At 63.0% G+C, this 18,010-nt stretch carries 21 protein-coding genes; 10 read left to right on the top strand and 11 right to left on the bottom strand.

Annotated elements, in window-relative coordinates; all coding sequences use genetic code 11:
- Positions 1-36 precede the first annotated feature (36 nt).
- From BJD99_RS18585 to BJD99_RS18570, 4 genes are all read left to right on the top strand, one after another.
- Entirely contained in the window at positions 37-963 is a 927-nt protein-coding gene (locus BJD99_RS18585) for a metal ABC transporter substrate-binding protein (protein WP_084348653.1), read from the top strand.
- The gene (locus BJD99_RS18580) at positions 960-1,724 is read left to right on the top strand and encodes a metal ABC transporter ATP-binding protein (RefSeq protein WP_084348652.1); all 765 of its coding nucleotides are present in this window, start codon (positions 960-962) and stop codon (positions 1,722-1,724) included. The genes BJD99_RS18585 and BJD99_RS18580 overlap by 4 nt, the downstream gene beginning before the upstream one ends.
- A 2-nt stretch (positions 1,725-1,726) precedes the next feature.
- Positions 1,727-2,605 carry a metal ABC transporter permease gene (locus BJD99_RS18575; RefSeq protein ID WP_084348651.1) on the top strand — a complete coding sequence of 293 codons (879 nt, stop codon included), beginning with the start codon at positions 1,727-1,729 and terminating at the stop codon, positions 2,603-2,605.
- A 126-nt stretch (positions 2,606-2,731) separates the two neighbouring features.
- Positions 2,732-3,409: a metal-dependent transcriptional regulator gene (locus BJD99_RS18570; protein ID WP_179142438.1), complete on the top strand. Its 678-nt coding sequence runs from the start codon at positions 2,732-2,734 to the stop codon at positions 3,407-3,409.
- On the opposite strand, the gene truB is transcribed toward BJD99_RS18570, so the two are convergent.
- Genes truB through BJD99_RS18555 form a run of 3 tightly spaced genes read right to left on the bottom strand, consistent with a single transcriptional unit; the run spans position 3,406 to position 5,963 of the window.
- The gene (truB, locus tag BJD99_RS18565; protein WP_084348650.1) at positions 3,406-4,332 is read right to left on the bottom strand and encodes a tRNA pseudouridine(55) synthase TruB; all 927 of its coding nucleotides are present in this window, start codon (positions 4,330-4,332) and stop codon (positions 3,406-3,408) included. The two genes, BJD99_RS18570 and truB, sit on opposite strands and share 4 nt — an antisense overlap.
- A 42-nt stretch (positions 4,333-4,374) precedes the next feature.
- On the bottom strand, positions 4,375-5,043 hold the full coding sequence (gene npt, locus BJD99_RS18560; protein ID WP_084348649.1) for a 4'-phosphopantetheinyl transferase Npt: 669 nt from the start codon (positions 5,041-5,043) through the stop codon (positions 4,375-4,377).
- A complete protein-coding gene (locus BJD99_RS18555; RefSeq protein ID WP_084348648.1) occupies positions 5,040-5,963 on the bottom strand; it encodes a metallophosphoesterase in 924 nt (307 codons plus the stop codon). Before BJD99_RS18555 ends, npt begins: the two co-directional genes overlap by 4 nt.
- Positions 5,964-6,091: 128 nt before the next feature.
- Here BJD99_RS18555 and BJD99_RS18550 point away from each other — a divergent pair, with 128 nt between their 5' ends.
- The 4 genes from BJD99_RS18550 to BJD99_RS18535 are packed head-to-tail and all read left to right on the top strand — an operon-like array spanning position 6,092 to position 8,647.
- Positions 6,092-6,286, top strand: a complete 195-nt coding sequence (locus BJD99_RS18550; protein ID WP_084348647.1) for a hypothetical protein — start codon at positions 6,092-6,094, stop codon at positions 6,284-6,286.
- Positions 6,287-6,330: 44 nt separating this feature from the next.
- Positions 6,331-6,741, top strand: coding sequence for a molybdopterin-binding protein (locus BJD99_RS18545; RefSeq protein WP_084348646.1), 411 nt, complete (start codon positions 6,331-6,333; stop codon positions 6,739-6,741).
- Positions 6,738-7,583, top strand: a complete 846-nt coding sequence (locus tag BJD99_RS18540; protein WP_084348645.1) for an ABC transporter permease — start codon at positions 6,738-6,740, stop codon at positions 7,581-7,583. Before BJD99_RS18545 ends, BJD99_RS18540 begins: the two co-directional genes overlap by 4 nt.
- Positions 7,580-8,647: a sulfate/molybdate ABC transporter ATP-binding protein gene (locus BJD99_RS18535; RefSeq protein WP_084348644.1), complete on the top strand. Its 1,068-nt coding sequence runs from the start codon at positions 7,580-7,582 to the stop codon at positions 8,645-8,647. The genes BJD99_RS18540 and BJD99_RS18535 overlap by 4 nt, the downstream gene beginning before the upstream one ends.
- On the opposite strand, the gene BJD99_RS18530 is transcribed toward BJD99_RS18535, so the two are convergent.
- The 8 genes from BJD99_RS18530 to rimP form a co-directional block, all read right to left on the bottom strand.
- Positions 8,629-9,951 (bottom strand): MATE family efflux transporter, encoded by a 1,323-nt coding sequence (locus BJD99_RS18530; RefSeq protein ID WP_306294121.1) that lies wholly within the window; start codon positions 9,949-9,951, stop codon positions 8,629-8,631. The two genes, BJD99_RS18535 and BJD99_RS18530, sit on opposite strands and share 19 nt — an antisense overlap.
- A 27-nt stretch (positions 9,952-9,978) precedes the next feature.
- On the bottom strand, positions 9,979-10,974 hold the full coding sequence (locus BJD99_RS18525) for a bifunctional oligoribonuclease/PAP phosphatase NrnA (protein ID WP_084348642.1): 996 nt from the start codon (positions 10,972-10,974) through the stop codon (positions 9,979-9,981).
- A 5-nt stretch (positions 10,975-10,979) separates the two neighbouring features.
- Positions 10,980-11,447 carry a 30S ribosome-binding factor RbfA gene (rbfA, locus tag BJD99_RS18520; RefSeq protein WP_084348641.1) on the bottom strand — a complete coding sequence of 156 codons (468 nt, stop codon included), beginning with the start codon at positions 11,445-11,447 and terminating at the stop codon, positions 10,980-10,982.
- Positions 11,448-11,476: 29 nt separating this feature from the next.
- Positions 11,477-11,767 (bottom strand): DUF503 domain-containing protein, encoded by a 291-nt coding sequence (locus BJD99_RS18515; protein ID WP_084348950.1) that lies wholly within the window; start codon positions 11,765-11,767, stop codon positions 11,477-11,479.
- Positions 11,768-11,892: 125 nt separating this feature from the next.
- Positions 11,893-14,811: a translation initiation factor IF-2 gene (infB, locus tag BJD99_RS18510; protein WP_084348640.1), complete on the bottom strand. Its 2,919-nt coding sequence runs from the start codon at positions 14,809-14,811 to the stop codon at positions 11,893-11,895.
- 97 nt (positions 14,812-14,908) lie between these two features.
- Positions 14,909-15,271 carry a YlxR family protein gene (locus BJD99_RS18505; protein ID WP_179142408.1) on the bottom strand — a complete coding sequence of 121 codons (363 nt, stop codon included), beginning with the start codon at positions 15,269-15,271 and terminating at the stop codon, positions 14,909-14,911.
- Between the two features lie 44 nt (positions 15,272-15,315).
- Positions 15,316-16,326, bottom strand: a complete 1,011-nt coding sequence (gene nusA, locus BJD99_RS18500; protein ID WP_084348639.1) for a transcription termination factor NusA — start codon at positions 16,324-16,326, stop codon at positions 15,316-15,318.
- Positions 16,323-16,898: a ribosome maturation factor RimP gene (rimP, locus tag BJD99_RS18495; RefSeq protein WP_084348638.1), complete on the bottom strand. Its 576-nt coding sequence runs from the start codon at positions 16,896-16,898 to the stop codon at positions 16,323-16,325. Before rimP ends, nusA begins: the two co-directional genes overlap by 4 nt.
- Positions 16,899-16,999: 101 nt before the next feature.
- On the opposite strand from rimP, the gene BJD99_RS18490 reads away from it, so the two are divergent.
- Both BJD99_RS18490 and BJD99_RS18485 read left to right on the top strand, forming a co-directional pair.
- Positions 17,000-17,554: a hypothetical protein gene (locus BJD99_RS18490; RefSeq protein WP_256895914.1), complete on the top strand. Its 555-nt coding sequence runs from the start codon at positions 17,000-17,002 to the stop codon at positions 17,552-17,554.
- The gene (locus BJD99_RS18485; protein WP_084348637.1) at positions 17,551-17,991 is read left to right on the top strand and encodes a ferritin-like domain-containing protein; all 441 of its coding nucleotides are present in this window, start codon (positions 17,551-17,553) and stop codon (positions 17,989-17,991) included. The genes BJD99_RS18490 and BJD99_RS18485 overlap by 4 nt, the downstream gene beginning before the upstream one ends.
- Positions 17,992-18,010 lie beyond the last annotated feature (19 nt).

Genomic DNA, 18,010 nt, shown 5'->3' with positions numbered 1-18,010 from the left:
CCGAACTTATTTCTTCGCCATGGAAGATTTTCGACGATGTCCGCGTTGAGCCTTGTCACGGCCGTGTTCATGTCGGTCGGCGCGCTCGCAGGGTGCGCTAGAACTGTCGGTGACGAGAACTCTGCCATCACAGAGGACACCCGACCGTTGGTCCTCACGACATTCACCGTTCTCGCCGACATGGCGCGCAACGTGGCAGGCGAGCATCTCCTCATCGAGTCGATCACCAAGGTGGGCGCGGAAATTCACGGTTACGAACCGACCCCCGGCGATCTCCGTACCGCCGAACAAGCCGAACTGATCCTCGACAATGGTCTGGGACTCGAAGCGTGGTTCGAGAAGTTCATCGAGCGCGTCCCCGCCCCACATGCCGTGGTGAGCGACGGCGTGGAACCTGTCTACATCCGTGCCGATGCCTATGCGGGGAAGTCCAATCCACACGCGTGGATGTCACCGAAGGTCGCGGAGGTCTATGTCGACAACATCGCGTCCGCATTCGAAGATCTCGATCCACTGCACGCCGCGGACTATCGCGCCAACGCCGAGTCCTACAAAGCTCAGCTTCGAAAGGTCGGCGACCGACTCCGGGCCGACCTCGACACACTGCCCCCCAACGAACGAGCAGTGGTCTCGTGCGAGGGCGCATTCAGCTACCTTGCACGCGACTTCGACCTCCAAGAGGCATATCTATGGCCGGTCAATGCCGAACAGGAAGGCACCCCGAAGCAGGTCGTCGCCACCATCGACTTCGTTCGAGACAACGACGTACCGGCGGTGTTCTGCGAATCGACGGTGTCCGACAAAGCTCAGCGACAGGTCGCCGAGGACACCGGTGCGCGCTTCGGCGGCACCCTCTTCGTCGATTCGCTGAGCGAGGAGGGCGGACCCGTTCCCACCTATCTGGACCTACTGACCTACGACGCCCGCACCATCACCGATGCGCTATTGGGGACACGACGATGAACACGAAGCCTGCCGCACTGACAGTCACCGGGGTCGGCGTCCGATATCGAGACATCACCGCACTTGTCGACGCATCCTTGACGCTCGAGGCCGGTCGCGTCTGCGGCCTAGTGGGGATGAACGGGTCGGGAAAGTCGACACTGTTCAAGGCCATCATGGGTGTAGTTCGACCGGACACCGGCACCATCTCCATCTTCGGCGGAGCCCCTGCCGACGCCCGCAAGGCCGGCACGGTCAGCTACGTACCGCAGAGCGAGACAGTGGACTGGTCCTTCCCGATCAGCGTCCGCGACGTCGTCATGATGGGCCGCTACGGGAAACAGAACTGGATGCGAAACCCGCGCAGACGCGATCGCTCGGCGGTGGAGAACGCAATCGATCGAGTCGACCTGACCGAACTCGCCGACCGCCAGATCGGACAGCTGTCGGGTGGCCAGCGCAAACGGGCCTTCGTTGCCAGAGCCATCGCCCAGGAAGCCTCGCTGCTGCTCCTCGACGAGCCTTTCGCCGGGGTCGACAAGCGAACCGAAGCCACGATCACCCGATTGCTGCGTGAGCTCACCGCGGCAGGCGCTTCGGTACTCGTATCCACGCACGATCTCCACGCGCTGCCGGACCTGTGCGACGAGGCGGTCCTGCTGCAGCAACGAGTGTTGATGCACGGAAGACCGGAGGAGGTGTTGAAACCGGAGAACCTCGCATTGGCCTTCGGTGTCGATCCACTTTCACGCACTACCTCCCACACCTCGGACGTGAGCTGACCATGGACCTCGTCGACTTCTTCGTCGAACCTTTGCAGTACACATTCATGCAACGCGCCATGCTCGTGACGGTCACCGCGTCCATCGTCTGTGCCGTACTCAGTTGCTGGTTGGTCCTCATCGGCTGGTCGTTGATGGGCGACGCGGTCTCGCACGCGGTACTGCCTGGCGTCGCGCTCTCGTATCTGCTCGGCGCCCCCTTCGCGATCGGGGCACTGCTGTTCGCGCTAGTCGCCGTCGGCGCTATCGGGCTCGTCCGCAACACCACTCTGGTCAAGGAAGACGCGGCCATCGGCGTCGTATTCACGACGTTGTTCGCGCTCGGAGTCGTGCTGATCTCGAAGTTCCCGAGCCAGATCGACCTGAACCACATCCTCTTCGGCAATCTCCTCGGAGTATCGCAATCGGACATGCTGCAAGTGTTCATCCTCGGCGGTCTCGCGCTGCTGGTGATGGTCCTCAAGCGTCGCGACTTCACGCTGTTCGCCTTCGATCGCACGCAAGCGCGTGCGGTAGGTATCTCGCCCACGGTCATCTCGGCGACGATGCTGACATTGCTCGCGTTGACGACGGTGGTCGCACTCCAAGCAGTCGGCGTCATTCTCGTCGTCGCGATGCTGATCACGCCAGGAGCGACGGCCTATCTGTTGACCAATCGTTTCCGGCGGATGCTCGTTCTCGCCCCGAGCATCGCCGTCGGCTGCGCGATAGTCGGCATCTATGTGAGCTTCTATCTCGACGTGTCCTCGGGCGGCACGGTTGTGTTGTCGCAGGGCTTCGTGTTCATCCTCGCCTATCTGTTCAGCCCGTCGCAGGGGTTGATCACCCGCTATTTCCGACGCTCCGACGACGTGGCGGCGCGCCAACCGGCGGGAAGCTAAACTCGTCGCGTGGTGGAGCAAACGGTCAGTCCGGACACCGGCGGCAAAAACACTGCAGGTAACAAAATTACTGCAGGTAACAAGGCTGCAGGTAACAAGGCTGCAGCAGTCAACCTCGCGGAAGAATTGCAGCTGTCGGCTGTCGCGCAGGACTATCTCAAAGTGATCTGGACCGCCGGCGAGTGGACCGAAGACGCTGTCAGTACCAAGATGCTCTCCGAACGCATCGGCGTCTCCGCTTCGACGGTGTCCGAGGCGATTCGCAAGCTGGCCGATCAAGGCATGGTCGACCACGCTCGTTACGGGGCTATCTCTCTCACCGCCAGAGGACGCACCGCGGCCATTGCCATGGTTCGACGGCACCGACTGATCGAGACCTACCTCGTGCAAGAACTCGGCTACGGCTGGGACGAAGTGCACGACGAGGCAGAAATACTCGAACATGCGGTCTCGGACCTGATGATGTCGCGAATCGACGCGAAACTCGGCTTCCCGGAACGTGATCCACACGGCGACCCGATTCCGTCGGTGGACGGCGAAATCGCGTCACCTGAAGCCACCCGCCTGAGCGACTACGCAGACGGCCAACGCGGGCTGGTCGCCCGGATTTCCGATGCCGATCCGGCGATGCTGCGCTACTTCGACTCGGTGGGCATCACGCTCGATCTGCCGATCGCCGTCCTCGAACGACGCGACTACGCAGGAACGGTGGAAATCGAATTGGACCATCACGGTGCCGACAAGGGCGTCATCGATCTCGGTCAACGCGCAGCCGAAGCGATCTGGATGATCCCGACCCGCTAGTGACCGCGCAAGGTTGCGGGGCGAACGACCAGCACCGAGCTTGCACGCTTGCCCTTTTCTTGCAGCAGGGCGATGGTGTGCCCCGATGGATCGATCGCTGCATACACGCCATCTATCCCCACTGGATCCAACCATCTCCCCTGGCTGACCGATTCCGCTTCCTCGGCGTCGAGTTGCCGGTGCGGAAAAGCTGTGCGCGCGGCCTCGTCGATGTCGAGGCTGACTCCAGGGTTCTCCGCGAGCTCCTCGAGCGTGCGAGCATGCTCGAGCGTGAACGGTCCCACTCGCGTGCGCCGCAGCACGGTCAGATGGCCGCCGACACCGAGAGCGGCACCGAGGTCACGCGCGAGCGCGCGAATGTAGGTTCCCGAAGAGCATTCGACGTCGACATCGAGATCGACGAAACCGGTATCGGGTACGTCTCGCCGGGCAAGTAGGTCGAATTTCGTCACGCTGACCTTTCGAGCAGGCAGGGTGAACTCCTCACCTGCACGTATCAGCTTGTGGGCGCGTTGCCCGTCGACCTTGATCGCACTGACGCTCGCCGGAATCTGCTCGATGTCCCCGGATAGAAGTGCGATCTGCTCTCGAAGCGCCGAATCGCTCACCGAGTGCGCCGACGCATCCGCGATGGTCTCACCCTCGGCATCGTCGGTGGTGGTGCTGCGCCCGAGTCGGATCGTTGCCGTGTAGGCCTTGGTGGTCAACGCGAGAAGCCCCAGCATCTTCGTGGCGCGTTCGATCCCGAGGACGAGCACACCGGTTGCCATCGGGTCCAGCGTGCCCGCGTGCCCCACCTTCCGAGTGTGCAGAAGTTTGCGACAGGAGGCGACTACGTCATGGCTGGTGACCCCTGGCCCCTTGTCCACGATCAACAACCCGGCACCGACGAGACCGGAGGACAACTTTCCGCGTGAAGACACGAGAGTTCATTGTGCCAGGCGGCTTCTGCTCCGGGTGGATCGCTACGTCACTGCGATCGCGGTGACGATCAGACCGTCGGCGACGAGCCATCTGCCGTCGAACGATGTCAGTGGCGGGCCGTCGATGGTTTCACCGGACACGAGGAGGCGCGAGTGGAAGGTTCCGGAGACGTCGCCGCCGGAACCGGTGCGCTCGAACGTGATGTGCGCATCCTCGAAACCCAACCATCGACCGGTCAAAGGTTCCCACGCCTTGTACGTCGCTTCCTTGGCGCAGAACAGCAAACGATCCCAGTGCACCTCCGTATCACCGGACGCGGTGCGTAGCCATGTTCGTTCGGCCTCGAGACTGACGGCATCGAGAACTCCGTCGGGTAGTGCATCGTGTGGTTCGGCATCGATTCCGACGGAACGAACCTGCATCGAATACCCCACGACTGCACCGCGATATCCGTCGCAATGCGTCAGGCTCCCGACCACTCCCCTCGGCCATTGCGGTGCGCCCGAACTTCCTCGCATGATCGGCGCTGGATCCACACCCAGCTTGCCCATCGCCAGGCGGGCGCAGTGGCGCGCAGAGCTGAACTCACGCTTGCGCTTGTCCACGGCCTTGGCGACCAGGTGAGCTTCGAGCGGATGCGGCTCCAACCCCGGCGGGTCGGCGAACAACTCGGCGGCGACGACGCCATTGGGAAGGATCGACTCGATCACTGCTCAGACCTCATCTTCTCGACTTCGGCTTCCATCTCGGGTGTCACCTTGAAGTGTCCGCCCCACTTGTTCAAAGTTCCCTCGGGATACTCCGGCACGGGAAGTATCTGTCTGAGCACGTTGTCGGGCAGCCCGCGACGCTGCCATTCGCGTGGATATCCAACCGAGACTTCCTCGAATCGCACCCCGTCGTAGTACGTCGTGCGAGGGATGTGGAGGTGTCCGTACACCGCACACAGGGCGTTGTAGCGGGTGTGCCAGTCGGCGGTCAGAGTGGAACCGCACCACAGCGCGAACTCCGGATAGAAAAGCACCTCGGTGGGCTGTCGCACCAACGGAAAATGGTTGATCAACACCGTGGGGATCGACGGATCGAGCGCGTCGAGTCTGATCCTGGTGCTCTCGATGCGGGCTCGACACCATGCGTCTCGGCTGGCGTAGGGCTCGTACGAGAGCAAGAACTCGTCGGTTGCGACGACATTCTTTTCTCGCGCGATCGCAAGCCCGTGTTCCTTGTCCACGGCCCCACGAGGGAGAAACGAGTAGTCGTACAGCAAGAACATCGGCACCAATCTCGCCGGTCCGCCTTCGCCCTCCCACAACAAATAGGGATCCTCGGGCGTGACGACGTCGATCTCACGGCACAGATTCACCAGGTACTCGTAGCGCGCGGCACCGTGAATCTGCACTGGATCTTTGACCGTCGTCCACAACTCGTGGTTGCCGGGTACCCAGATGACCTTGGCGAATCGACTTCGGAGCAACTCGAGTGCCCACTTGATGTCGTCGGTTTTCTCCGAAACGTCTCCCGCGACGATCAACCAATCTTCCGGTGATTCGGGGTGAATATCCTCGGTGACCGGACGATTTCCTCGGTGACCGATGTGGATGTCACTCACTGCCCAGAGCTTTGCTGTCACAGGCCGTGTTCCTTCCCGATGAATGGTCTTCTGATCTGGTTGTCGATTCGGTCGACACCAACACCCCATCTTCCCTTCGGATTCCCGAGCGGTATCGAACAGGGTGCCGGATGAGACACTGTCGACCTATGAACAACTTTTCCGCATCCGAGAAATCCGGCCTCACAGCAGGACTGGTCCTCACTGTCATGGCCTCCGTTCTGGCGGGGATCGCCTCGGACAACTTCGTCTCCGGTTTTGTGATCACCGCAATCGTGTGCGCGATCGCACTGCTTGCGGCAACGTTCCTCGCTCGCTTCGTCAATACCCGTCGACGTCGATAGCTCGCCTCGATCCTTTACGCGCCTGCTGCTCTAGAGTTCTGTTCATGCCGCATTCACGGATTCGAATCAAAGACGCGGCCGCGCTCCTCGGCGTCAGCGACGACACCGTGCGTAGATGGATCGACAGCGGAACACTTCTCGCATACAAGGACAACTCTGGTCGAAAAGTAGTCGACGGTGCAGCCTTGGCAGCATTCGCCCGCGAGCAGGCAACGCCTCCCCCGGATCCGACGGGCTCGGGAAGTTCGGCCCGCAATCGATTGGTCGGGCTGGTGACCGCCGTGACGTCCGACACCGTGATGAGCGAGGTCGAGATGCAATGCGGACCGTTCACCGTCGTCTCGCTCATGAGCACCGAATCGGTCCGCACCCTGGGCCTCGAGCCGGGCAGAATCGCTGTGGCCGTGGTCAAGGCGACAACGGTCATCGTCGAAGCAGGACTCGAAGAACAATGAGCGCGACTATCGAGGTGAAACCGACTCGCTCTGGAAGAGGAATACGCGGCGGCAACGAGGTCCGAGTCGGTCTACCCAGGTGGATCTTCGTACCCGCAGCGTTGGGTGCGCTGTTCGTCGTCACCCCGTTGCTGGCCATTCTGTTGAAGATCGATTGGCCGAACTTCATCTCCCTCGTCTCCTCGGAGTCATCGCGAACGGCATTACTTCTCAGTCTCCGGACGGCAGCTACGAGCACCGCCGTGTGCATCGTCATCGGTATACCGATGGCACTGGTGTTGGCCCGATCGAAGTTTCCTGGTCAGTCCATTCTCCGAGCGTTGGTGCTGCTTCCACTCGTCCTTCCACCCGTCGTCGGCGGAATTGCATTGCTGTACACCTTCGGTCGACTCGGCCTACTCGGCGAGCAACTGGAGGCGTGGGGCATCGGCATCGCATTCTCGACGACGGCGGTGGTGCTGGCCCAGACGTTCGTCTCGCTCCCCTTTCTGGTCGTCAGCCTCGAGGGAGCACTGCGCAGCACGGGACGTGGATACGAGACGGTCGCCGCCACCTTGGGGGCTCGTCCGACGACGGTGCTGCGAAGGGTGACGCTCCCGCTGGTACTGCCGGGTCTGGTGTCGGGTGCCGTTCTTGCATTCGCCCGCGCCCTCGGCGAATTCGGTGCGACGTTGACGTTCGCGGGCTCGCTCGAGGGAGTCACGCGAACCTTGCCATTGGAGATCTACCTGCAGCGTGAAACCGATCCCGACGCCGCCGTGGCGCTGTCGCTCCTCCTGATCGTGGTGGCGGCAGTAATCGTCGTCGCCGCCCGTGGGCGCCGGTTGGCCGGGGCGCTGTGAGCTCCATTCGCCTCGTCGCCGAGGTCGACGACCGCAACCTCGACTTCACCCTCGATGTCGAGGACGGCGAGGTCATCGCGATTCTCGGACCGAACGGGGCCGGAAAGTCCTCTTTGCTCTCGCTCGTGGCAGGTCTGCTCCGGCCCGACTCCGGACGGATCACCATCGGTGACGACGTAGTGACCGACACCGCCGAACGCACATTCGTTCCAGCGCATGCGCGTGGCGTGGCCACGCTGTCACAGAACGCCCTCCTGTTTCCTCATCTCGACGCCGAGGCCAACGTTGCGTTTTCGCCCCGCAGTCGGGGGGTCGGTCGTCGCAAAGGAAGAGAGATTGCACGAACCTGGCTCGACGCAGTCGATGCACTCGATCTTGCGGACCGACGGCCGTCGCAACTCTCGGGTGGGCAAGCACAACGCATCGCTCTCGCGCGCGCACTCGCAGCGCAGCCACGAGTACTACTCCTCGACGAGCCGATGGCCGCATTGGACATAGCCACCGCACCCGTGCTGCGCCGACTGCTTCGAACCGTCCTGCGAGAGCAACGACGCACCGCACTCATCGTCACTCACGACCTCCTCGATGCGCTCGCATTGGCCGACACGATTGTCGTCGTGCAGGCCGGCCGAATCGTCGAGCGTGGACCGACCACAGACATTCTCACCGCACCTCGCAGCGAATTCGCCGCTCGGATCGCCGGGGTCAACTTGGTTCTCGGCGCTGCTGATTCTTCAGGTTCGTCGATTACCGCGCAGGGCCTGACGGTTCACGGACACAGTAAGACGCCATCGGGTGCCGAGGCAGTGGCTGTCTTCAGCCCGTCCGCAGTGGCAGTGCATCTCACCGAACCGCATGCTAGCCCTCGCAACGTACTCCCCGTCACGATCGCCGCAATGGACGTACACGGCGCAACGGTTCGTGTTCGGGGTACCCACGGCCGCCAGAGTCTCGTCGCGGACGTCACAGCGGCGGCGGTCTCGGAATTGGATCTATCACCGGGCATGGAGGTCTACTTCGTCGTCAAGAGCCAGGAAGTTGCTATTCATCCGGCGTCGCGTTGAATGTCGGCGCCCGCGAGCGCCCACCGACCCGAGAGTGTCCGCAGCACCACCGCGATCGCCCGCAGCGACACGAAAACTCCGAGACCGACCCAGATTCCGGTCAATCCCCAGTCCAGCGCCAGCGACAACCAGATGAAGGGCAGAAACCCCAGCAGGGCGCATACCAGTGTGGCGGTCCGCAGGAAGGCTGCGTCGCCGCTACCCAACAGAACTCCGTCGAGGGCGAACACGATTCCGGCGATCGGAATGATGGCCACGAATATCCACCAAATCGAGTGCATCTGATCCACCACGGCTGGGTCTGTGGTGAACAGCTCGGGAATCACCGGCATACCGGCCGCGAACACCGCCGCCAGGACGATCGCAAATATGGTGGACCACGCGGTCAATCGCCAACCCAGCTTGGTGGCGCCACGGACGTCGCCTTTGCCCAGAGCAGCACCGACGAGTGTTTGAGCCGCGATGGCCAAAGAATCGAGAGTCAACGACACGAGATTCCACAGCAGCAGAACAACCTGATTGGCAGCGACAGCAGCGGCTCCGAACCGGGATGCCACTGCCGCAGCCGACAAGAAGCACGCTTGGAACGCCAGGCTACGCAGGACAAGATCGCGACCGAGAATCAACTGCACTCGCATCACCGACCACCTGGGCCGAAGCGGAACTCCTGCACGCGAAATCGCGGCGATGAACAGACACCCTGCGATCGACTGGCCCACCAGATTCGCTACCGCCGACCCGAGAAGTTCCAGTCGCGGAAACCCGAGCAGACCGTGTACCAACATCGGGCACAGCACGCCCGAGACCAACAGCCCGAAAACTACGAAACGAAGCGGCCTCCTGGTGTTCTGAACACCTCTCATCCACCCGTTGCCCGCCAGCGAAATCAGGATGAAAGGAACACCGATGACAGCGACCCGGAACCACGCGGTAGCTTCCTCGGCGATCTCACCGCCGCCGCCGATGACAGAGAGAATCGGAGCTGCCAGCAACTGCATCACGGCAACGATCGCCACACCCAGCGCAACGGCGAGCCACGTCGCCTGGACGCCCTCACCGACCGCATCCTTCTCGCGTCCTGCACCGTGCATTCGAGCGGCACGCGCAGTTGTGCCGTACGACAGGAACGTCAGCTGCGTGCTGACCTGAGTCAGAACCAGACCGCCGACGGCCAGTCCAGCGAGCGGAAGTGCACCCAGCCTGCCCACCACTGCCGCGTCGAAAAGCAAGTACAGCGGCTCAGCGGCAAGGACACCGAGTGCGGGGAGGGCCAAACCGAGAATTCTGCGTGGAGATGCCTCCACTGGCGCAGTAGATTCAACCAAGATCGATCAACCGAGTGCGGCGATCAGGGACGCGACGACGTCGGACTTGGAACCAGTAGCGGTATAGCCCGACGCTTTACGATGACCTCCCCCACCGAGAGACGTTGCCACAAGGGAAACGTCGACCTGTGTCTTCGCGCGCAACGACACCGTCCAGTCATCACCACTCTGCTGTTTGAAAACCGCCGCTACCTCGGCTTCGCTCGCGGTGCGGACGATGTCTATGACACTCTCGATCTCTTCCGAGCGAAGGCCCGCGGAGTCTTCGCGCAGAATCGCGGTGTAGACGAGCCCCCGTCCGCCCGCCGCGTCCGAGACCAGCTCTGCCGCTCCGAGAACCGATCCCAGCATCGGCAACCACGCGAACGGATGCGTATCGAGCAACTTCTGCGTCAGCGCAGCGCCGTCGATACCGGTCGCAAGAAGGCGTTCGGCAAGGGTATGAGAACCAGGCTGCACCCACCGAAACGACCCGGTGTCGGTGACGAGTCCGGCAAACAGGCATTCGGCCAGATCCCGATCGATGTCGACATTCCATGCGTCGAACAGTCGAGCTATCACCTCAGTGGTCGACACTGCATTCTCGTCGACCACGTTCCAGGTGCCGAACCGAGTATTGGACCGATGATGATCGATGACGAGAGTGGCATGTGCAGCATCGATTCGGTCGGACAGCGCCCCGAGGCGACCCTTGCTCCCGGCATCGACAGTGACCACGAGATCGACGTCGACCCGGACGTCGCCGGCCGGAACCAAAAGCTCGCGGCCCGGTAGCGCGTCCATCGACCCCGGCAGCTCGGCAGGCGCCGCAAACGACACCTGCACGTCCACTCCGCGACGCGCCAGAACCAAACCCAACGCGAGACCGCTACCGATGGTGTCGGCATCCGGATGGATGTGACACAGCACGGTGACGGATTCGGCTGCCTCCAACAGATCTATCGCATGAGCGAATTCGTCCTGCCCCTCGGCCTCAGGCCGGGCCCCCGGAGTCGTCGTCACCTCTATCAGTCCACGTCGGTCGACTCGGAACCGTCGACCGTCTCCCGCGGCGCCTTGTACGGATCTGCCTCACCGGCAGGCTTGGCCGATGCTGCCGCTCTGGCGACTTCGCTGTCGGCGAGGCGTGCGCGCTCGAGGAGACCTTCCATGTGCCGAGCAGTGTCCGGAACGGTATCGGTCACGAACGTCAACGACGGCGTGAAGCGAACACCGGTCCCTGCACCGACTTTCGACCGAAGTACACCTTTGGCCTTCTCCAACCCCGCAGATGCAGCCTGCAGATCCGGGGCAGTATCCAAGTCTTCGCCCATCACCGTGTAATACACGGTTGCGTCGTGCAGATCCGCTGTCACCTTGCAGTCGGTGACGGTCACGAACGCCAGACGGGGATCTTTGATCTCATGATCGATCGCCGTGGCGACGATGGCGGCAATTCGCTTGGCGAGCTTGCGAGCTCTCGCTGGATCCACCATGTCAATCACGCTCCTCATATGGTTCCGAGTCAGTCCTCGGGACCGAAAATTCTTCTTCTGACCGCCAACAATTCCAGATCTTGCCGCTCCGCGATATGCCGTTCGCATTCGTCGAGCTTGTCGTGCAATCCGTCGATATCCGAACCGGCAGCTGCAATTCCGAACAACGACCGGCGAAAACGCCCTAGCTCACCCGTCTCCTCAGCCGAAACCCCGAAGCGGTGTAACTCCGTGAGAACAGGATCGACCTTCGAACGCTTCTCAGCGAGCGAACGAACGTCGCCCAATAACACGTCCAACTCGAGCGCCCCCAGATACACGCGGCCATCCTTACTCAGGTTCGAGCGAAGAGCCGGCGGCGGTACTGACATACCGCCGCCGGCCCCTCGATCTAGTGCAGTGTTACTCCCCAATGCTCCACTACGGCACTACTGCTGCGAATCGACTAGTCGCGAGCCTTTTCACGGAGCTCGTACGCCTCGACGACATCGCCCACCTTGATGTCCGAGTACGTCACCGTAAGACCGCATTCGTAGCCCTCGCGCACCTCGACCACGTCCTCCTTTTCCCGCCGGAGCGAGGAAATGGTGACGGTCTCGGCAACCACCTTGTTGTCACGCAGCAGTCGTGCTTTCGCATTGCGACGGATGGTACCCGAGGTGACGAGACAACCGGCAATACTTCCGACCTTCGAAGAACGGAACATTGCACGAATCTCGGCTTGGCCGAGCGCAACCTCTTCGTAGACCGGCTTGAGCATGCCCTTGAGCGCGCTTTCGATCTCGTCGATGGCCTGGTAGATCACCGAGTAGTACCGGATGTCGACGCCTTCACGGTTGGCCAGCTCGGTGGCCTTGCCCTCCGCTCGAACGTTGAATCCGATGATGATCGCGTTCGATGCCGACGCCAGGTTGACGTTGGTCTCCGTGACGCCGCCGACGCCGCGGTCGATGACGCGCAGTTCGACCTCGTCGTCGATCTGAATACCGACCAGTGCCTCTTCGAGCGCCTCGACGGTTCCCGAGTTGTCACCCTTGAGGATCAAGTTCAGCTGGGAAGTCTCCCTCAACGCTGCATCGAGATCGTCCAGGCTGATGCGCTTACGAGACTTCGCGGCGAGCGCATTGCGCTTGCGAGCGTTGCGTCGATCGGCGATCTGACGGGCAATGCGATCCTCGTCGACGACCAACAGGTTGTCGCCTGCGCCGGGCACCGACGTGAAGCCGATGACCTGTACCGGACGGGACGGCAGTGCTTCGATGACATCTTCGCCGTGCTCGTCGACCATTCGACGGACGCGACCGTAGGCGTCACCGGCGACGATCGAGTCACCGACACGCAAGGTTCCGCGGGCGATGAGCACGGTGGCAACCGGTCCACGACCACGGTCGAGGTGCGCCTCGATGGCGACACCCTGAGCGTCCATGTCCGGGTTGGCACGCAGATCCAGTGAGGCATCTGCTGTCAGCAACACAGCTTCGAGAAGTGCGTCGATGTTGGTGCCCTGCTTCGCCGAAATCTCGACGAACATCGTGTCGCCGCCGTATTCCTCGGCCACAAGCCCGTACTCGGTCAGCTGCTGCCGGATCTTGTCCGGGTTCGCGCCTTCCTTGTCGATCTTGTTGATCGCCACCACGATCGGGACATCTGCAGCTTGCGCGTGGTTGATCGCTTCGACCGTCTGCGGCATGACACCGTCGTCGGCTGCAACAACCAGGATCGCGAGGTCGGTTGCCTTGGCACCACGAGCACGCATGGCCGTGAAGGCCTCGTGACCCGGTGTATCGATGAAGGTGACCAGACGCTCGTTGCCTTCGAGTTCGGTAAGCACCTGGTAAGCACCGATGTGCTGGGTGATGCCACCGGACTCGCCTTCGCGGACCGTGGTGTTTCGGATCGAGTCCAGCAGTCGCGTCTTGCCGTGGTCGACGTGACCCATGACCGTGACGACGGGAGGCCGCTGTTCCAAGTCCTCTTCACCGCCGGCGTCCTCGCCATAGGTGAGGTCGAACGCGTTGAGCAGTTCGCGATCTTCGTCCTCGGGGCTGACGACCTGAACGACGTAGTTCATCTCGCCGCCGAGCAGTTCGAGGGTTTCGTCGTTCACGGACTGAGTGGCAGTGACCATCTCGCCGAGGTTGAACAATGCCTGTACGAGTGCTGCTGGGTTCGCATCGATCTTGTCTGCGAAATCCGACAGCGACGCGCCGCGGGCGAGACGGATGGTCTCACCGTTGCCGCGTGGCAACCTGACGCCACCGACAGCGGGTGCCTGCATGCTCTCGTACTCGGCGCGTTTTGCCCGCTTCGACTTGCGGCCACGACGAACTGCTCCGCCGGGACGACCGAAAGCACCTGCAGCTGCGCCGCGCTGACCTGGACGGCCACCGCCGCCGGGACGACCGCGGAAGCCACCTGCGGGAGCACCACCAGCGGGAGCTCCACCTGGAGCACCCGGTGCGCCGCCACCGCGGTAACCGCCGGCGCCTGCGCCACCGGGACGACCACCTGGAGCACCACCGGGACGGCCGCCGGGGCGACCTGCCGCTGGGCTCGGACGTGCCGAACGGGTCGGCATTGCGCCGGGGTTGGGACGAGGGGGCATAGAACCCGGGCTCGGACGAGGCCCGCCGGGGCCTGCTGGGCGAGGTGCGCCCTGACCAGCGGCCGGACGTGCACCACCCGCTGCTGCCGGACGAGGTCCACCCTGACCCGGAGCGGGTCGACTGCTACCACCCGGGCGTGGTGCGCCCGGCGCGGGGCGCGGGGCAGGACGCTCGGCGGGAGCGGACGAATACGGGTTGTTACCGACACGCGGAGCCTTGGGGCCCGGCTTGGGGCCGGGTGCGCCTGGCTTGGGACCTGCCGGGGCAGACGCCGCTGCGGCCTCTGGAGCTACGACGGCCGATGCTGCGGGAGCTTGTTCTGCCGGAGCAGCGGGCGCCGGGACGGATGGTGCCGGAGCGGCGGGTGCGGGCGCCGGAGTCGAGGCCGGCGCTACGGGAGCCTCGGCTGCGACTGGAGCCACTGGTTCCTGCGCCACGGGAGCAGCAGGAGTCGGGCGCGGGGTCGGTTTCGGTCCCGGACGGGGTCCGCCGGGCTTGGCGCCCGAAGCAGGCTTCGGTGCGCTGCCAGAAACCGGTGCGCTGCCACTGGCCTGTTCGCCATTGGAAGCACCGGTGGCCGGAGCGGAATCCGGCTTGCCGGCCGGGAAGGATTCACGGACACGACGCGCTACTGGCGCCTCTACCGTGGATGATGCGGATTTGACGAACTCGCCTTGCTCTTTGAGCCGTGCGAGTAGTTCTTTACTGGTGACACCGAGTTCTTTAGCCAACTCGTGTACGCGGGCCTTACCTGGCACTGCTCTCCTCACTGAGAGGCCGAGCGAGGATTGGTGCCCGCACGACCTCGGGTTATCTCCGATGGACGTTCATCGTTGGTGCTTCACGGTGTGCTCATCAGTGCTGTTGCCTGTTCTTCTCGAGGGGTGAATCTCTGTCGTCGACTCCTTCGAGAAAGGAGACGACCGCTGACGAGTCGATAGATCCCGACACGCGTAGCGCTCTACCGAATGCACGGCGCCGCTCTGCATTCTCCAGACATCTCGGGTCGAGATGCAACCATGCACCTCTACCGGGAAGCCGGTGGTCGACATCGGGCACGATCGCCGATCCCGAAGAATCTCGATCGCGAACCACAACTCTCAGCAGACCGGCGGCCGGAGCTCGCTCCTTGCACCCGACACATGTTCTCACCGGCTGACGAACTGCCGCCGAACCGATGCTCTCATGACTCAGGGCAGAGAGTTCATTCCGAACCATCGACCACTCTACCGCTGTATTGCCTCGAACTCCGCATTCCACCCTTACGCGCTGGTGGACTCGGGTGCCGTGGCCGCGTCGCTGCGGATATCGATGCGCCAGCCAGTCAGCCTAGCTGCCAGCCGGGCGTTCTGTCCCTCTTTGCCGATGGCGAGCGACAGCTGATATTCCGGCACGACCACACGTGCGGCACGAGCCTCGGCATCCACGACCGTGACCGACACAACCTTCGACGGAGACAGCGCATTCCCGACGAAGGTAGCGGGATCCTCGTCGAAGTCGATGATGTCGATCTTCTCGCCGGCCAGTTCGCTCATCACGTTGCGCACACGCTGACCTATCGGCCCGATGCATGCGCCCTTGGCGTTGAGACCCGACACCGTGGACTTGACCGCGATCTTCGACCGGTGACCGGACTCGCGCGCAACGGCGACGATCTCGACCGACCCGTCGGCGATCTCCGGCACCTCGAGTGCGAACAGCTTGCGTACGAGGTTGGGGTGGGTACGCGAGAGGGTGATCTGCGGTCCGCGCTGGCCCCGGGCGACTCCGACTACGTAGCACTTGATTCGCTCGCCGTGCTCGTAACTCTCACCCGGCACCTGCTCGGCAGGCGGCAGCACGCCGTCTGCGCCGTTCGCATCGCTGCCGATCCTCACGATGACCGTGCCCTTGGCATTTGCTCTGGTATCCCGCTGAATGACCCCGCCCACGATCTCACCCTCGTGCGTCGCATACTCGCCGTACGAGCGCTCGTGCTCGGCATCACGCAGACGCTGCAGGATCACCTGCCGGGCGGTTGTCGCAGCAATTCGGCCGAACCCTCGAGGGGTGTCGTCCCACTCCGAAATGGTGTTGCCGTCACCGTCGATCTCTTTTGCCATCACACGCACCGAACCGGTCTTACGGTTGACGTCGATCCACGCGTGGGGCTGATGGCCCTCGGTGTGCCGGTAAGCGGTCAACAGGGCGGACTGAATCGTCGAGATGACAGTCTCGATCGACACTCCCTTGTCCGCTTCGATGGCGCGCAACGCCGCGATGTCGATATTCACTTGTCGGACCCTTCTTCCGGTGTTTCCACGTTCACTATCTCGTCGTTGTCAGCAGGAGCAGGCCTACCGTCGACAACGCCGCCCGTCAGCTCCATCTCGTCTGCCTTCGGCTTCGAGAATTCTACTTGCACAACAGCCTTCACAACGTCATCGAGTTCCACCACTCGGGTCGCGAGAACACCCTTGTCACGAGTGACCACCGTGAGCGATCGGCCATCGAGGTGACCGACACGTGCGTCGAACTTTTCGTCGTCGAGCTTGAATCGGACCATCCGCCCGCGTGCGCGCCGCCAATGGCGATCCTCGGTAAGCGGACGATCGACTCCAGGAGTGGTTACCTCGAGGGTGTAAGGAGCATCACCGAAGTCCGACACCGCGTCGAATATGTCGGAGATCTCACGGCTGAGCGACGGCAACGTGTCGAGGTCGATGCCTTCTTCGCGATCGACCATGATGCGTACGGCACTGTGCTTACCTGCCGAGACCACGTTGACATCTTCCAAATCGAACCCACGGCTGGTCACCAGGTCGGACAGGAGTGCGATGACCCTCTCCTTGGACGGAACAGGCATCGTTGCGAAAACTCCTCGTTCAGTTGTGGTCGGACCCGACCAGAAGTGTGATCGAATCCGTAAGTGGCGAACGCACAGCCTAACGCCAACGGGAAGCGTTCGTGACCAGCCTGGGTGCACAAGATGCAGAATGCACCTGGCACGATGTTCCCGTGTCGACGTTCGCTCTCCCCCGCACCCTCAGCCGCCGTGGCGCCCTGCGCTTGACCGGTGGCGCCGCTCTCACCGCAGTCGGGCTCGCCACAACTGCCGGATGTTCGTCCGACACAGCCCCTGGGCCGCAACTCGACACCCTCACCGGCCACCTCCGGCTTGCGCGTCGCGACGCGGCCGCCGCAGGCGCCCTGATCGCGTTGAGCCCGACGCTGGCCGGGCCCCTCAGTGTGGTGCAGACCGAACGAACGGCACACGCCGACGCCCTGGCCGCAGAGATCGACCGCGTCGCAGGTCACACCGAGGAGGAGAGCGCAGCTACCTCGACCACAGCGACACCGGTTGCGGTGCCGCCGCCGACCATGGAGGAACTCAAGGCCGATCTCAGTGAATCTCAGCGTGGTGCCGCGGACTCGGCGAAAAGCGAATCCGGTTATCGCGCAGGCCTGTTGGGATCGATCAGCGCCGCCTGCGCCGTCGAACTGGCGGTGGTGTTGCCATGAGCGATCTCGGCATCGAACAACAAGCACTCGTCGACGCGTTGAACGCCGAGTACGCCGCGATCTTTGCGTACGGCGTCGTCGGCGCATTCTCGAATCCGGCTCGTGGGGGCCTCATCGCCGCGGACGCTGCAGCGCACCGCGCACGTCGAGACGCAACCCTCGATGCGTTGCGCGCCGCGAGCGTGACCCCGCCGCTTGCCGGCCCGGCATATTCCATCCCGTTTCCGGTCGGCGATCCCGTCACGTCGGCGCAGCTTGCCGCCCAGGCAGAGATCGACACCTCGATCGCGTGGAGGTCGGTCATCGAGCGCAGCGAGTCCGGCCCCACGCGGGAGACCGGAGTCACTGCGCTCACAGAAGCCGCGTTACGACTGGCGAACTGGCGTAAAATCCTTGGTGTAGCTCCGCCGACCGTCCCGTTCCCAGGTCAACCGTGAACGACCGCCGACTCCGCTG

Origin of the sequence: Rhodococcus sp. 1163 (assembly GCF_002091985.1) — a bacterium.
Classification (GTDB): domain Bacteria; phylum Actinomycetota; class Actinomycetes; order Mycobacteriales; family Mycobacteriaceae; genus Rhodococcoides.
Note: the sequence above shows the minus strand (reverse complement) of the source record. Positions and strands in the feature narration are given on the sequence as shown.

Excerpts from the sequence above, each read along its gene's own strand:
- rbfA (WP_084348641.1), bottom strand. The coding sequence starts at position 11,447 with ATGGTGGATCCAGCGAGAGCTCGCAAGCTCGCCAAGCGAATTGCCGCC.
- BJD99_RS18485 (WP_084348637.1), top strand. The coding sequence starts at position 17,551 with ATGAGCGATCTCGGCATCGAACAACAAGCACTCGTCGACGCGTTGAAC.
- rimP (WP_084348638.1), bottom strand. The coding sequence starts at position 16,898 with ATGCCTGTTCCGTCCAAGGAGAGGGTCATCGCACTCCTGTCCGACCTG.
- BJD99_RS18505 (WP_179142408.1), bottom strand. The coding sequence starts at position 15,271 with ATGGTTCGGAATGAACTCTCTGCCCTGAGTCATGAGAGCATCGGTTCG.
- BJD99_RS18540 (WP_084348645.1), top strand. The coding sequence starts at position 6,738 with ATGAGCGCGACTATCGAGGTGAAACCGACTCGCTCTGGAAGAGGAATA.
- BJD99_RS18585 (WP_084348653.1), top strand. The coding sequence starts at position 37 with ATGTCCGCGTTGAGCCTTGTCACGGCCGTGTTCATGTCGGTCGGCGCG.
- BJD99_RS18580 (WP_084348652.1), top strand. The coding sequence starts at position 960 with ATGAACACGAAGCCTGCCGCACTGACAGTCACCGGGGTCGGCGTCCGA.
- BJD99_RS18575 (WP_084348651.1), top strand. The coding sequence starts at position 1,727 with ATGGACCTCGTCGACTTCTTCGTCGAACCTTTGCAGTACACATTCATG.
- BJD99_RS18545 (WP_084348646.1), top strand. The coding sequence starts at position 6,331 with ATGCCGCATTCACGGATTCGAATCAAAGACGCGGCCGCGCTCCTCGGC.
- BJD99_RS18550 (WP_084348647.1), top strand. The coding sequence starts at position 6,092 with ATGAACAACTTTTCCGCATCCGAGAAATCCGGCCTCACAGCAGGACTG.